The sequence below is a fragment of the Pseudomonas capeferrum genome, from assembly GCF_013523055.1.
Classification (GTDB): Bacteria; Pseudomonadota; Gammaproteobacteria; order Pseudomonadales; family Pseudomonadaceae; genus Aquipseudomonas; species Aquipseudomonas capeferrum_A.
This window is the reverse complement of sequence record NZ_JAAMQM010000002.1, coordinates 324881-338942: the sequence shown is the minus strand read 5'-3', so window position 1 is coordinate 338942 and position 14062 is coordinate 324881. Positions and strand designations below refer to the sequence as shown.

Annotated in this window: 14 protein-coding genes; all 14 read left to right on the top strand. The window is 63.2% G+C overall.

The genetic code is table 11. From position 1 onward, the window contains the following. Positions 1-13 precede the first annotated feature (13 nt). Positions 14-622: a cytochrome-c oxidase, cbb3-type subunit II gene (gene ccoO / locus G7009_RS04015; protein ID WP_181128673.1), complete on the top strand. Its 609-nt coding sequence runs from the start codon at positions 14-16 to the stop codon at positions 620-622. Between the two features lie 5 nt (positions 623-627). After that, positions 628-825 carry a cbb3-type cytochrome oxidase subunit 3 gene (locus G7009_RS04010; protein ID WP_181128701.1) on the top strand — a complete coding sequence of 66 codons (198 nt, stop codon included), beginning with the start codon at positions 628-630 and terminating at the stop codon, positions 823-825. After that, the gene (ccoP, locus tag G7009_RS04005) at positions 822-1772 is read left to right on the top strand and encodes a cytochrome-c oxidase, cbb3-type subunit III (RefSeq protein ID WP_181128672.1); all 951 of its coding nucleotides are present in this window, start codon (positions 822-824) and stop codon (positions 1770-1772) included. The genes G7009_RS04010 and ccoP (G7009_RS04005) overlap by 4 nt, the downstream gene beginning before the upstream one ends. A gap of 738 nt (positions 1773-2510) precedes the next feature. Then, positions 2511-3953, top strand: coding sequence for a cytochrome-c oxidase, cbb3-type subunit I (ccoN, locus tag G7009_RS04000; protein ID WP_181128671.1), 1443 nt, complete (start codon positions 2511-2513; stop codon positions 3951-3953). Further along, the gene (gene ccoO / locus G7009_RS03995) at positions 3953-4561 is read left to right on the top strand and encodes a cytochrome-c oxidase, cbb3-type subunit II (protein WP_181128670.1); all 609 of its coding nucleotides are present in this window, start codon (positions 3953-3955) and stop codon (positions 4559-4561) included. Before ccoN ends, ccoO (G7009_RS03995) begins: the two co-directional genes overlap by 1 nt. A 5-nt stretch (positions 4562-4566) precedes the next feature. Further along, a complete protein-coding gene (locus tag G7009_RS03990) occupies positions 4567-4764 on the top strand; it encodes a cbb3-type cytochrome oxidase subunit 3 (protein WP_181128700.1) in 198 nt (65 codons plus the stop codon). Next, a complete protein-coding gene (gene ccoP, locus G7009_RS03985) occupies positions 4761-5756 on the top strand; it encodes a cytochrome-c oxidase, cbb3-type subunit III (RefSeq protein ID WP_181128669.1) in 996 nt (331 codons plus the stop codon). Before G7009_RS03990 ends, ccoP (G7009_RS03985) begins: the two co-directional genes overlap by 4 nt. A 311-nt stretch (positions 5757-6067) precedes the next feature. Further along, complete coding sequence (gene ccoG / locus G7009_RS03980; RefSeq protein ID WP_181128668.1) at positions 6068-7480, top strand: cytochrome c oxidase accessory protein CcoG; 1413 nt, start codon at positions 6068-6070, stop codon at positions 7478-7480. Between the two features lie 12 nt (positions 7481-7492). Further along, positions 7493-8026, top strand: coding sequence for a FixH family protein (locus tag G7009_RS03975; RefSeq protein ID WP_181128667.1), 534 nt, complete (start codon positions 7493-7495; stop codon positions 8024-8026). A 290-nt stretch (positions 8027-8316) separates the two neighbouring features. Then, positions 8317-10761: a heavy metal translocating P-type ATPase gene (locus tag G7009_RS03970; protein WP_181128666.1), complete on the top strand. Its 2445-nt coding sequence runs from the start codon at positions 8317-8319 to the stop codon at positions 10759-10761. A 12-nt stretch (positions 10762-10773) separates the two neighbouring features. Further along, positions 10774-10986 carry a cbb3-type cytochrome oxidase assembly protein CcoS gene (gene ccoS / locus G7009_RS03965; RefSeq protein WP_181128665.1) on the top strand — a complete coding sequence of 71 codons (213 nt, stop codon included), beginning with the start codon at positions 10774-10776 and terminating at the stop codon, positions 10984-10986. Next, positions 10979-11662: a sulfite exporter TauE/SafE family protein gene (locus tag G7009_RS03960; protein ID WP_181128664.1), complete on the top strand. Its 684-nt coding sequence runs from the start codon at positions 10979-10981 to the stop codon at positions 11660-11662. Before ccoS ends, G7009_RS03960 begins: the two co-directional genes overlap by 8 nt. An 80-nt stretch (positions 11663-11742) precedes the next feature. Then, a complete protein-coding gene (hemN, locus tag G7009_RS03955; protein ID WP_181128663.1) occupies positions 11743-13125 on the top strand; it encodes an oxygen-independent coproporphyrinogen III oxidase in 1383 nt (460 codons plus the stop codon). Between the two features lie 168 nt (positions 13126-13293). Next, complete coding sequence (gene fnrA, locus G7009_RS03950; protein WP_181128662.1) at positions 13294-14028, top strand: Crp/Fnr family transcriptional regulator FnrA; 735 nt, start codon at positions 13294-13296, stop codon at positions 14026-14028. Positions 14029-14062: the final 34 nt, after the last annotated feature.

Sequence of the window (14062 nt, the reverse complement as noted above, 5' to 3'; positions counted from 1 at the left end):
GGAGAGCTGCCTGATGAAACATGAAGTCATCGAGAAAAACGTCGGCCTTCTGGCCCTGCTGATGGTCCTGGCGGTGAGCATCGGCGGCTTGACGCAGATCGTCCCGCTGTTCTTCCAGGACGTGACCAATACCCCTGTCGAGGGGATGAAGCCCTACACCGCGCTGCAACTGGAAGGTCGCGACATCTATATCCGCGAAGGCTGCGTCGGTTGCCATTCGCAGATGATCCGCCCGTTCCGTGCCGAAACCGAGCGTTATGGACATTACTCCGTCGCCGGCGAAAGCGTCTGGGACCATCCGTTCCTGTGGGGCTCCAAGCGCACCGGTCCGGACCTCGCCCGAGTGGGCGCTCGCTATTCGGACGACTGGCACCGCGCTCACCTGTACAACCCGCGCAACGTGGTGCCCGAGTCGAAGATGCCTGCCTATCCCTGGCTGGTCGCCGCGCAGGTCGACAACAGTCACACCGACACCAAGATGCGCACCTTGCGCCAGCTCGGCGTGCCCTATACCGACGAGGACATCGCCGGGGCCCGGGAAGCGGTCAAGGGCAAGAGCGAGATGGACGCCCTGGTCGCCTACCTGCAGGTCCTGGGTACCGCCATCAGGAACAAGAGGTAAGCATGATGGAATTCTCACTCGATATCGGCCAGGTCCGTGGCCTGGGCACCCTGGTGGTGATGATCGCTTTCATCGGGCTGTGCCTGTGGGTGTTCAGCCGACGCCGCGACCGTGATTTCGCCGAAGCACGCCTGTTGCCGTTCGACGATGACCGCCTGCCTGTCACGGAGCAGGATCCCGCCATGAGGAGTACCCGGCAATGACCACCTTCTGGAGTACATATATCAGCGTGCTGACGCTCGGCAGCCTGATCGGCCTGACCTGGTTGCTGTTCAGCACGCGCAAGGGCCAGAGCAGCGGTACCTCCGACCAGACCATGGGTCACAGCTTCGATGGCATCGAGGAATACGACAACCCTTTGCCAAAATGGTGGTTCTGGCTGTTCGTCGGGACCTTGGTATTCGCCGTGGGCTACCTGATCCTTTATCCAGGCCTGGGGAACTGGAAAGGCATCCTGCCAGGCTACGAGAATGGCTGGACCGGCGCCAACGAATGGCAGAAGGAAATGGACAAGGCCGAGGCACGCTTCGGTCCGATCTTCGCCAAGTATGCCGCCATGCCCGTGGAAGAGGTGGCCAAGGATCCGCAGGCGCTGCAGATGGGCAGTCGCCTGTTCGCCTCCAACTGCTCGGTCTGTCACGGCTCGGATGCCAAGGGCGCCTATGGCTTCCCCAACCTGACCGACCAGGACTGGCGCTGGGGCGGCGAACCGGAGACCATCAAGGCGTCGATCATGAACGGCCGCCATGGCGTCATGCCTGCATGGGCCGAGATCATCGGGGAAAAAGGCGTGGCCGACGTGGCCGGGTTCGTACTGACCAATCTCGACGGTCGCACCCTGCCGCAAGACAGCAAGGCCGACATCGCCAACGGTCAGCGGATATTCGCCGCCAACTGCGCGGTCTGCCATGGCCCCGAGGGCAAGGGCACCCCGGCCATGGGCGCGCCGGACCTGACTCATCCGCGCGCGTTCATCTATGGCTCGAGCTTCGCCCAGCTGCAGCAGACGATCCGCTATGGTCGTCAGGGGCAGATGCCGGCCCAGCAGGATATCCAGGGCAACGACAAGGTCCATCTGCTGGCCGCCTATGTCTACAGCCTGTCGCAAGGACCTGAAGCAGGTGCCGATCAGACAGTGTCAGCTCAGTAGACCCCCTGACCTTGCGCAGGCTGGCTGCGCAAGGTCCGCATGCTGATCGCTTCCCCAGCAACCCTTAGCACAGCGCTCCAGCGGCATCCGTCATCGCCGTGCCCGATGCCGGTCGGCTAAGGAGAACTAGCGATTTCACATGCTGGAGCTTGTATGGCAGCTCTAGAGCTTTCATGAGGCTGACGGCCTGTCGCGGGACAAGCCCACTCGCCACTGGTGCGCGGTGTAGCTGATACACATCCCCCAGTGGCGAGCGGGCTTGCCCCGCGACAGGCCGTCAGCTTCACAGAAGATTCCAAAAGCCGAAGGCTAGCCTCCAGCATGTGAATCGAATATTTTTCTTAACTGAACCGCAGTGTCGTCGTGCCCGCCTTCCGCCTTCGAATACAACTAAGCTGGGGCCACAACCACCCGCGCTTGACGTTGATGGCTGCGGTACCGCCTAGACAAACGCAAGCCATGACTTTGGCACCGGTTCGCTACCGCTTTAGGAGGAGAACCGCTCGTCGCCTACCCGTAAAAAAGCCTGACCGTTCGGACAGAAAAATGTAAAAAATGGTACACATAACAATTATTTATTTGTGTACAATCATCAGCACCCTGAAGCCACGGGACGGTGGCACGAAGGGTCTGGACACGGGTCGGCGCCAGGACCCTCGCGTTGCCTTAACCCTAGCGGTTATAGATACTTGCGCCGATTTCCAACTAACAAGAACACCAAAACCGTGGAACCTTGGCATGAGCACAGCAATCAGTCCGACTGCTTATAACTATAAGGTCGTCCGCCAGTTCGCCATCATGACGGTGGTCTGGGGGATCGTGGGCATGGGGCTCGGGGTGTTCATCGCCTCGCAACTGGTATGGCCAGAGCTCAACTTCGACCTGCCCTGGGCGAGCTTCGGCCGTCTGCGACCCCTGCATACCAACCTGGTGATCTTTGCCTTCGGTGGCTGCGCCTTGTTCGGCACCTCCTACTACGTCGTGCAGCGCACCTGCCAGACACGGCTGATCTCCGATGGCATGGCGGCCTTCTCGTTCTGGGGTTGGCAAGCGGTGATCGTCGGCGCGCTGATCACCCTGCCGATGGGCTACACCACCACCAAGGAATATGCCGAGCTGGAATGGCCGATCGCGATCCTGCTGACGGTTGTCTGGGTGACCTACGCCGTGGTGTTCTTCGGCACGATCGTCAAGCGCAAGACCAAGCACATCTATGTCGGCAACTGGTTCTACGGCGCTTTCATCGTGGTCACGGCCATGCTGCACATCGTCAACCATATCTCGTTGCCGGTCAGCCTGTTCAAGTCCTACTCGGCTTATGCCGGGGCGACGGATGCAATGATCCAGTGGTGGTATGGCCACAACGCCGTGGGCTTCTTCCTGACCACGGGCTTCCTCGGCATGATGTACTACTTCGTGCCCAAGCAGGCCGAGCGCCCGATCTATTCCTATCGGCTGTCGATCGTGCACTTCTGGGCACTGATCACCCTGTACATCTGGGCCGGACCGCACCATTTGCACTACACCGCCCTGCCCGACTGGGCCCAGTCCCTGGGCATGGTGATGTCGATCATCCTCCTGGCCCCAAGCTGGGGCGGCATGATCAACGGCATGATGACTCTGTCCGGTGCCTGGCACAAACTGCGCACCGACCCGATCCTGCGCTTCCTCGTGGTCTCGCTGGCCTTCTACGGCATGTCGACGTTCGAAGGCCCGATGATGGCGATCAAGACAGTCAATGCCTTGTCCCACTACACCGACTGGACCATCGGCCACGTCCATGCCGGCGCCCTGGGCTGGGTGGCGATGATCTCCATCGGCGCGGTCTATCACATGATTCCCCGCCTCTACGGGCGCGCCCAGATGCACAGCATCGGCCTGATCAACGCGCACTTCTGGCTGGCGACCATCGGCACCGTGCTGTACATCGCCTCGATGTGGGTCAACGGCATCACCCAAGGCCTGATGTGGCGCGCGATCAACGACGACGGCACCCTCACCTATTCCTTCGTCGAAGCGCTGCAGGCCAGCCACCCCGGCTTCATCGTTCGCGCCATCGGCGGCGCGTTCTTCGCCTCGGGGATGCTGCTGATGGCCTACAACGTCCTGCGCACCGTACGCGCCGCCCAGCCGCACGAAGCGGAAGACGCCGCCAAGATCGTCGTTGCAGGAGCCCACTGATGAAGCACGAAGCAGTCGAGAAGAACATTGGCCTGTTGGCCTTCTTCATGGTCATCGCCGTGAGCATCGGCGGGCTGACGCAGATCGTCCCGCTGTTTTTCCAGGACGTGACCAACAAGCCTGTCGAAGGCATGAAGCCGCGCACGGCACTGGAACTCGAAGGACGCGACATCTATATCCGCGAAGGCTGCGTCAGCTGCCACTCGCAGATGATCCGCCCGTTCCGCGCCGAGACCGAACGCTACGGTCATTACTCGGTCGCCGGCGAGAGCGTCTGGGACCACCCTTTCCTCTGGGGCTCCAAGCGCACGGGTCCCGACCTGGCACGTGTCGGTGGTCGCTACTCCGATGATTGGCACCGCGCCCATTTGTACAACCCACGCAATGTCGTGCCGGAGTCGAAGATGCCGTCATACCCGTGGTTGGTGGAAAACACCCTCGACGGCCAGGACACCGCGAAGAAGATGGAGGTCCTGCGCACCCTGGGCGTGCCCTATACCGACCAGGACATTGCCGGCGCCCGCGAGGCGGTCAATGGCAAGACCGAAATGGACGCGCTGGTGGCCTACCTGCAAGGCCTCGGCACCCTTATCAAGAGCAAACGGTGACGCTGATGGATATCGGGATGATTCGCGGCCTGGGTACCGTCATCGTGCTGGTGGCCTTCGTGGGCCTGGCCTTGTGGGTGTTCGGTTCCGGCCGCAAGAAAGACTTCGACGAAGCGACCATGCTGCCCTTCGCGGACGATCCCGAAGCCAGACAGCACGTCGAGCAAGCGCAAGCGCGCGGTTCTAGGAGTGACAAAGAATGACGACATTCTGGAGTCTGTACGTTACCGTCCTGACCCTGGGGACCATCTTCGCCCTCACCTGGCTGCTGTTGTCGACCCGCAAGGGCCAGCGCAGCGATGTCACCGACGAGACCGTCGGGCATGCCTTCGACGGGATCGAGGAGTACGACAACCCATTGCCCAGATGGTGGTTCTGGCTGTTCGTGGGCACCATCGTCTTCGCCTTGGGCTACCTGGTCCTCTACCCCGGCCTCGGCAACTGGAAAGGCGTGCTGCCGGGCTATCAGGACAGCGAGGAGTTCGCCAACGGCCAGGCAGGGTGGACCGGCGTGCATGAGTGGGAAAAGGAAATGGCCAAGGCCAACGCGCGATTCGGCCCGATCTTCGCCAAGTTCGCCGCCATGCCGATCGAGGAAGTGGCCAAGGACCCGCAGGCCCTTAAGATGGGCGCTCGGCTGTTCGCTTCCAACTGCTCGGTGTGCCACGGCTCCGATGCCAAGGGCGCCTATGGCTTCCCCAACCTGACCGACCGCGATTGGCGCTGGGGCGGCGAGCCGGAAACCATCAAGACTTCGATCATGAACGGTCGCCACGGTGTCATGCCGGCCTGGGCCGAAGTGATCGGCGAGCAGGGCGTGGCCGATGTCGCGGCATTCGTGCTGACCCGGCTCGATGGACGCGCCTTGCCGGAAAACATCAAGGCCGATGCCGTCAATGGGCAGAAGATCTTCGCCACCAGCTGCGTGGCCTGTCATGGCCCCGAGGGCAAGGGGACGCCGGCCATGGGGGCGCCCGACCTGACCCATCCGCGGGCGTTCATCTACGGTTCGAGCTTCGCGCAGTTGCAGCAGACCATCCGTTACGGCCGCCAGGGCCAGATGCCGGCACAGGAGCAACTGCAGGGCAACGACAAGGTTCACCTGCTTGCAGCCTATGTCTACAGCCTGTCGCAACAGGAACCGGAACAGGAGCCCGAAGCACCGGAACCGGAACGCACGGCCCAGGTCGAGTAGGCTGCCGGGAACGCCCGGCCAGTGATCCTGCAAGGGCGTTTGCGCTCGCTGTGCCACGGCGCCAGCGAGTAGCCGAAAGGGGCTTGGCCGGGAGTCCGAAGCCTTATTCCCCTGGCGAAAACGGACAAGTCTGATCTGGGTCAATTGACAGCCGCCAATACACCATAAATACCTGGAACCCAACGCGACCAAAGGTCGCAGTGGGCTCTGCGCAGGCCGGCATGGCGTATCATGCCCCGGAGCGCCAACGCTTACGACCGCGACTGGCATGCACTGGTCGCGGCACCCTTCCACTGCCGTGGGACTCGATGATGAGCAAGCAGATTCCGGTACACGATGTCACCCCACCCGCCGACAAGGGGAAGGACCTCGACCTCTATGCCTCCCGGGAGAAAATCTACACCCGCGCCTTTACCGGCGTCTTCCGCAGGCTGCGCATGGTCGCAGGAGGCGTGCTCTTCCTGCTGTATTTCGGCACGGTGTGGTTGAACTGGGGCGGTCATCAGGCCGTGTGGTGGAACCTGCCGGAGCGCAAGTTCTACATCTTCGGCACGACCATCTGGCCACAGGACTTCATCCTGCTTTCCGGAATCCTTATCGTCGCGGCGTTCGGCCTGTTCTTCATCACCGTCTTCGCGGGCCGTGTCTGGTGCGGTTACACCTGCCCGCAAAGTGTCTGGACCTGGATTTTCATGTGGTGCGAAAAGGTCACCGAAGGCGATCGGAACCAGCGCATGAAGCTCGATCGCTCGCCGATGACCGCCAACAAGCTCCTGCGCAAGACGGCCAAGCACAGCTTGTGGCTGGTGATCGGCTTCGTTACCGGGCTGACTTTCGTCGGCTACTTTTCCCCGATCCGCGAGCTGATGGGCGAGCTCTTTACCGGGCAGGCCAGTGGCTGGGCGTATTTCTGGGTCGGCTTCTTTACGCTCGCCACCTATGGCAACGCGGGCTGGCTGCGCGAGCAAGTATGCGTGTACATGTGCCCCTATGCGCGCTTCCAGAGCGTGATGTTCGATAAGGACACCCTGATCGTCTCTTATGACCCGCGCCGCGGCGAAACCCGTGGCCCGCGCAAGAAAGACGTGGACTACCGGGCCAAAGGCCTGGGTGACTGCATCGACTGCACCATGTGCGTACAGGTCTGCCCCACCGGCATCGATATCCGCGACGGCCTGCAGGTCGAATGCATCGGCTGCGCGGCGTGCATCGACGCCTGCGACAACATCATGGACAAGATGAACTACCCCCGGGGCCTGATCAGCTATACCACCGAACACAACCTGTCCGGCCAGAAGACCCACCTGGCACGCCCCAGGCTGATCGGCTACGCCGCGGTCCTGCTGTTGATGATCGGGCTGTTGACCAGCGCTTTCGTCACCCGTTCGCTGGTCGGCTTCGACGTCAGCAAGGACCGAGTACTGTACCGCGAGAATGCCGATGGCCGGATCGAGAACGTCTATAGCCTCAAGGTCATGAACAAGGACCAGCGGGACCACGTCTACGTGCTCGATGCAGCGGGGCTGCCGGGTCTGCAGCTCGAAGCCGAGCGCGAGATCCGCGTCGGTGCCGGTGATATCGTCAGCCTGCCGGTACGGCTGTCGATGGCCCCCGAGCAGTTGCCGTCGAGCACCAACGACATCACCTTCACCCTCAAGGACGCTGACGACCGCGCCACCGAGGTCAACGCCCGGAGCCGCTTCATCGGCCCGCAAATCCGCTAAGAGAACTCAGCCATGCCTTCCGCCACTGCCGCCAGCCCCTGGTACAAGCATCTCTGGCCCTGGATCATCATCGGCATCCTGGCCACGTCCGTGTGTCTGAGCCTGACGATGGTCGGCATTGCCGTGAACAACCCGGACAACCTTGTGAACGACAACTACTACGAGGCCGGCAAGGGCATCAACCGCTCCCTGGATCGCGAGCTGCTGGCCCGCGACCTCGGCCTCAAGGCCAGCCTGCGGCTGGACGAGCTGACCGGTGAAGTCGATCTGCGCCTGAGTGGCGACAGTCAGCCGCAGACCTTGGAGCTGAACCTGATTTCGCCGACCCAACCGGAGAAAGACCGCAGGGTCGTGCTGACCCATGGGGAGGCCGGGCGTTACGTAGGTCAGCTGGAAGATCGTATCGATGGACGGCGTTTCGTGGAGTTGCTGGGGAGCCATGAGGGACGTACGTGGCGGTTGTTCGAGGAAGAGAACGTCGAGCATGGCGCTACCCTGCAACTGGGTGATGAAGCGCTGCAGGGTGCGGAGCGGCAGGCGCGGTGAGCATGGGGGACATTGTGTCGGGTAGGCGTGTTGCTGGCGTGGCCTTCGGACCTTGTGTAGCCGCTACTTGCGAGGCGGTCGTTCCATTAGTATTGGCAGGCGAGTCCTTCGGCCTCGCCTGCCAATAAAAACCGTCGATGCACACACGCCAGTCGCGCAAACGCAGGCCGTCACCACTGCACCTTACCGCGCAGCGCGTACTCGACCGTGGGCATTCCGGCTACATATCTCAACCGCAACCCGTCCATGCACCGCTACCCCACGGCAGCCCCAACCGGCCCCCTGCCCTCATGACCACTCCAACCCCCTGCTACCACTGCGCCCTCCCGGTCCCCGCCGGCAGCCATTTCTGCGCCATGGTCCTGGGACAGGACCGGCAATTCTGCTGCCCCGGCTGTCAGGCGGTCGCAGAGGCCATAGTCGCTGGCCACCTGGAGCACTACTACCAGCACCGCAGCGAAGCCAGCGCCAATCCCGCCGCCTTGCCCAGGCAGGTCCAGGATGAACTCGCGCTTTATGACCGCAGCGATGTGCAGGAAACCTTCGTACACCATGACGGCGAGCTGGCGCAGGCCACGCTGATGGTCGAGGGCATCAGTTGCGCGGCGTGCGGCTGGCTGATCGAGAAGCACCTGAGCAATCTGTCGGGGATCAGCGAGGCCCGCCTCAACCTGTCCAACCACCGCCTGCACCTCCACTGGGCAGACGCTCGTCTCTCGCTATCGCGGGTCCTGTCCGAGCTACGCCAGATCGGCTACGCCGCCCATCCCTACCAGGCCGACCAGGCCGCCGAGCAACTGGCGCGAGAAAACCGTAGCGCCCTGCGGCGGCTCGGCGTGGCGGGACTTCTGTGGTTCCAGGCGATGATGGCAACCATGGCCACCTGGCCGGAATTCAACATGGACCTGAGCCCGGCGTTGCATACCATCCTGCGCTGGGTTGCGCTGTTCCTGACCACTCCTATCGTGTTCTATAGCTGCGCGCCCTTCTTCAAAGGCGCCGCGCGCGACCTGCGCACCCGTCACCTGACCATGGATGTCTCGGTATCGCTGGCCATTGCCCTGGCCTACGGCGCAGGTATCTGGACCGCCGTCACGGGCAGCGGCGAGCTGTATTTCGACACCGTGGGCATGTTCGCCCTGTTCCTGCTGACCGGCCGCTATCTCGAGCGCCGCGCCCGCGAACGCACCGCGATCGCCACCGCGCAACTGGTCAATCTGCTGCCGGCCTCATGCCTACGCCTGGACAGCGCCGGACAGAGCGAACGCATCCTCTTGTCGGAACTGGCGTGCGGGGATCGCGTACTGGTGCCGCCAGGGGCTGTTATCCCGGCCGATGGGCGGATCGTCGAGGGCCGCTCCAGCGTTGACGAATCGCTGCTGACGGGTGAATACCTGCCCCAGGCGCGCAGTGTCGGCGATACCGTCACCGGCGGCACCTTGAACGTGGAAAGCGTATTGGCCGTAGAGATACGGGCACTGGGCCCGGACTCGCGACTCTCGGTCATCGTCCGCCTGCTGGAGCGGGCGCAATCGGAAAAGCCCCGCCTGGCGCGGATCGCCGATCACGCGTCGCAGTGGTTTCTGCTGTTCAGCCTGGTCGCGGCGGCGGGAATCGGCCTGCTTTGGTGGCAGCTCGATGCCGCGCGGGCCTTCTGGATCGTCCTGGCGATGCTGGTGGCCACCTGTCCTTGCGCGCTGTCGCTCGCCACGCCAACGGCGCTGACGGCTGCCACTGGCACCTTGCACGGCCTCGGCTTGCTGCTGACCCGAGGCCACGTGCTGGAAGGCCTGAACCAGATCGACACGGTGATCTTCGACAAGACCGGCACCCTGACCGAAGGCCGTCTGGTCCTGCGCGACATCCGTCCCCTGGCAGCAATGACCGACCAGCAGTGCCTGGCGCTCGCCGCCGCGCTGGAAAATCGCTCCGAGCACCCCATCGCACGTGCGTTCGGCCAGGCTGCCATCGCCGCCGAAGACGTCGTCACACAGCCCGGCCTGGGCCTGGAGGGTCGTGTCGGCGGCCAGGTGCTGCGCATCGGCGAGGCAGCCTTCGTCTGTGCCTTGAGCGACACTCCGGTCCCGCCCGCGCCGGAGCGGACAGGCCAGTGGCTGCTGCTCGGCGATGGCAACGGCCCGCTGGCCTGGTTCAGCCTCGACGACCGCCTGCGCGACGATGCCCACGGCCTGCTTGCCACTTGCAAGGCGCTGGGCTGGCGGACGCTGCTGCTGTCCGGCGACAGCTCGCCCATGGTGAGCCAGGTAGCCGAAGAACTGGGTATCGACCAGGCCGTCGGCGGCCTGCGCCCGGATGACAAGCTGGCCCGCCTGAAAGCCTTGCAACAGGAAGGCCGCAAGGTGCTGATGCTGGGTGATGGGGTCAACGACGTACCGGTGCTCGCCGCCGCGGACATCAGCATCGCCATGGGGTCGGCCACCGACCTGGCCAAGACCAGCGCCGATGCCGTGCTGCTTTGCAACCGTCTGCAGGCCTTGGTGCAAGCGTTCGCGCTGGCCCGGCGGACACGGCGGATCATCATTGAAAACCTGCTCTGGGCAACCCTGTACAATGGCCTCATGCTGCCGTTTGCCGCCATGGGTTGGATCACTCCGGTCTGGGCGGCGATCGGCATGTCGGTCAGCTCGCTGGTAGTGGTCCTCAATGCCTTGCGCCTGACCCGAACACCCCGCGCGACAACCACTGCCGATGCCGCCCACCCCGTCACGGCCTGAACAGGAGCCGCCATGCCCGCACTCTACGTCATGATCCCGGCCGCACTGCTGATCGTCGGCGTCGCGGTCTACATCTTCTTCTGGGCGGTCGACAGCGGTCAGTACGATGACCTCGACGGCCCGGCCCATAGCATCCTCTTCGATGACCAGGATCCTAAGCACCAGGCCGCGGTACAACCTGCCGAGGATCCCGTCGAGCGAAAAGGCAAGACACCGCGTGACTGACCTCTTGCCTTTGCTGGGTTCGGCCCTGATCCTCGGCCTGCTCGGTGGCGGCCATTGCCTGGGCATGTGTGGCGGGCTCATGGGCGCCCTGACCTTGGCCATTCCCGCTGAACATCGCGGTCGGCGGCTGCGTTTGCTGCTGGCCTACAACCTGGGGCGCGTGCTCAGTTACGCCACCGCCGGCCTGCTCCTCGGCCTGGCCGGCTGGGTTCTGGCCAGCAGCCCAGTGGCCCAGGGCCTGCGTGTAATGGCGGCCTTGTTGTTGATCACCATGGGCTTGTACCTGGCGGGCTGGTGGAGTGGCCTGACGCGGATCGAGCGCATTGGCCGAGGTCTGTGGCGGCATCTGCAGCCGCTGGCCACGCGCCTGTTGCCGGTCTCCAGCCTGCCGCGCGCCTTGCTGCTTGGCGGGCTATGGGGGTGGCTACCGTGCGGGCTGGTCTACAGTACCCTGCTATGGGCCGCCAGCCAGGGCAACGCAGGTCACAGCGCGGCCTTGATGCTCGCCTTCGGGCTCGGAACCTGTCCGGTACTGCTGGCCACGGGCCTGGCCGCCGAGCGAATCGTCGCCCTGCTGCGTCGACGCGGCGTGCGCATGGCCGGTGGCGTGCTGGTGATCCTGTTCGGGCTCTGGACTCTGCCGGGCCCGCACCAGCATTGGTTGATGGGTCACTGATCCGCACTTGATTCATGTCAACACCGTCAGGCCGCACGCTCCCTAGACTCGCAAGACCGCTGCCTTCCGGAACCATCCTCATGCTCGACGACCTTCGCTGGGATTCCGACCTGATCCGCCGCTACGATCTGGCCGGGCCTCGCTATACGTCCTACCCGACCGCCGTGCAACTGCATGACGAGGTGGGCTCTTTCGAACTGCTTCACGCGTTGCGCGAAAGTCGTCGGGCGGCGCGCCCCTTGTCGCTGTACGTGCATGTGCCGTTCTGCGCCAACATCTGCTACTACTGCGCCTGCAACAAGGTCATCACCAAGGATCGCGCCCGCGCCCAACCCTATCTGCAGCGCCTCGAGCAGGAGATACAGTCGATCGCCTGTCATCTCGAGCCCAGGCAGCGTGTCGAACAGCTGCATTTCGGCGGCGGCACCCCTACTTTCCTCAGCCATGTCGAATTGCGTGGTCTCATGGCGCAACTGCGCGCGCATTTCAACTTGCTGGATGACGATTCCGGCGATTACGGCATCGAGATCGACCCGCGCGAGGCCGACTGGTCGACCATGGGCTTGCTGCGGGAGCTGGGTTTCAATCGGGTCAGCCTTGGCGTCCAGGACCTGGACCCGGTGGTCCAGCGAGCCGTCAACCGCCTGCAGAGCCTGGAGCAGACCCGCACCTTGATCGAGGCCGCGCGTACCTTGCAGTTCCGCTCCGTCAACCTGGACCTGATCTACGGGTTGCCCAAACAGACTCCTGAAGGTTTTGCGCGCACGGTCGATGAAGTGATCCGCCTGCAGCCGGACCGCCTGTCGGTATTCAACTATGCTCACCTGCCAGAGCGCTTCATGCCGCAGCGGCGCATCGACAGCAACGACCTGCCTGCGCCGGCGGCCAAGCTCGAGATGCTGCAAGGCACCATCGAGCAACTGACCCGCGCCGGCTATCGCTATATCGGCATGGACCACTTCGCGCTACCGGATGACGAACTCGCCATCGCGCAGGAAGAAGGCACGCTGCAGCGCAACTTCCAAGGCTATACCACGCATGGCCATTGCGACCTCATCGGCCTGGGCGTCTCGTCGATCAGCCAGATCGGCGATCTTTATTGCCAGAACACCAGTGACCTCAACGTCTACCTGGAATGCCTGTCCAACGGACAGCTGGCTACCCATAGAGGCCTGCTATGCAACCTGGATGACCGCCTGCGTCGCACCGTGATCCAGCAGTTGATCTGCCACTTCGAGCTGGACTTTGCACGGATCGAACAGGCTTTCACCGTGGATTTCCGCGCCTACTTCAAGGAGCAGTGGCCTCGGTTGCAGACATTGCACAGGGATGGACTGATCAGTCTGGACGCCAATGGCATCAAGGTGCTGCCGGCTGGTCGCCTGCTGGTGCGTTCGGTGTGCATGGTGTTCGATGCCTATCTGGCCCGGCAGGACGCTCAGCGATTCTCGCGGGTCATCTGAAGGTCGCCGGCCTCTCGCTTTCGTGCTTCATCCCTACGCATCACCTGCACCAGCGCAATCGCGCTGGCGCGTTGCCATCCCGCACACCACACAGGCGCGCTGGCCTAGTCCCCTTGCCGTGAGTTACCCTTACGGCTTATGTGTGCTTTCCCACAAGGATCGAAAGAAATGTCCGAGCCAGTCAAACTGCGCCCTCATGCCCAGGCCCACTGCAAGGATTGCAGCCTGGCGCCCCTGTGCCTCCCTCTGTCGCTCAACCTCGAGGATATGGACGCACTGGACGACATCGTCAAGCGCGGTCGCCCGCTGAAAAAGGGCGAGTTCCTGTTCCGCCAAGGCGATGATTTCGGCTCGGTCTACGCGGTACGTTCCGGCGCCCTGAAGACCTTCAGCCTCAGCGACAGCGGCGAAGAGCAGATCACCGGCTTCCACCTGCCCAGCGAACTGGTCGGCCTCTCCGGCATGGACACCGAGGCTTACCCTGTGTCGGCCCAGGCGCAGGAAACCACCTCGGTCTGCGAAATCCCGTTCGAACGGCTGGACGAGTTGTCGGTGCAACTCCCGCAACTGCGACGCCAGTTGATGCGAGTGATGAGCCGGGAGATCCGCGACGATCAACAGATGATGTTGCTGTTGTCCAAGAAAACCGCCGACGAGCGCATCGCGACCTTCCTGGTCAACCTGTCGGCCCGCTTCCGAGCGCGTGGCTACTCGGCCAATCAGTTCCGCTTGAGCATGTCCCGCAACGAGATCGGCAATTACCTGGGCCTCGCGGTAGAAACTGTCTCGCGGGTGTTCACACGCTTCCAGCAAAACGGCCTGCTCAAGGCTGAAGGCAAGGAAGTGCATATCCTCGACCCGATTCAGCTATGCGCGCTGGCCGGCGGCTCGATGGAAGTCTGATCCTGGCATGGAGCAGGTATACTGACGCATTCGT

Excerpts from the sequence above, each read along its gene's own strand:
- G7009_RS03975 (WP_181128667.1), top strand. The coding sequence starts at position 7,493 with ATGCCTTCCGCCACTGCCGCCAGCCCCTGGTACAAGCATCTCTGGCCC.
- G7009_RS03990 (WP_181128700.1), top strand. The coding sequence starts at position 4,567 with ATGGATATCGGGATGATTCGCGGCCTGGGTACCGTCATCGTGCTGGTG.
- ccoS (WP_181128665.1), top strand. The coding sequence starts at position 10,774 with ATGCCCGCACTCTACGTCATGATCCCGGCCGCACTGCTGATCGTCGGC.
- G7009_RS03970 (WP_181128666.1), top strand. The coding sequence starts at position 8,317 with ATGACCACTCCAACCCCCTGCTACCACTGCGCCCTCCCGGTCCCCGCC.
- hemN (WP_181128663.1), top strand. The coding sequence starts at position 11,743 with ATGCTCGACGACCTTCGCTGGGATTCCGACCTGATCCGCCGCTACGAT.
- G7009_RS04010 (WP_181128701.1), top strand. The coding sequence starts at position 628 with ATGGAATTCTCACTCGATATCGGCCAGGTCCGTGGCCTGGGCACCCTG.
- ccoP (WP_181128669.1), top strand. The coding sequence starts at position 4,761 with ATGACGACATTCTGGAGTCTGTACGTTACCGTCCTGACCCTGGGGACC.
- ccoO (WP_181128670.1), top strand. The coding sequence starts at position 3,953 with ATGAAGCACGAAGCAGTCGAGAAGAACATTGGCCTGTTGGCCTTCTTC.
- ccoO (WP_181128673.1), top strand. The coding sequence starts at position 14 with ATGAAACATGAAGTCATCGAGAAAAACGTCGGCCTTCTGGCCCTGCTG.
- ccoG (WP_181128668.1), top strand. The coding sequence starts at position 6,068 with ATGAGCAAGCAGATTCCGGTACACGATGTCACCCCACCCGCCGACAAG.
- ccoP (WP_181128672.1), top strand. The coding sequence starts at position 822 with ATGACCACCTTCTGGAGTACATATATCAGCGTGCTGACGCTCGGCAGC.
- ccoN (WP_181128671.1), top strand. The coding sequence starts at position 2,511 with ATGAGCACAGCAATCAGTCCGACTGCTTATAACTATAAGGTCGTCCGC.
- fnrA (WP_181128662.1), top strand. The coding sequence starts at position 13,294 with ATGTCCGAGCCAGTCAAACTGCGCCCTCATGCCCAGGCCCACTGCAAG.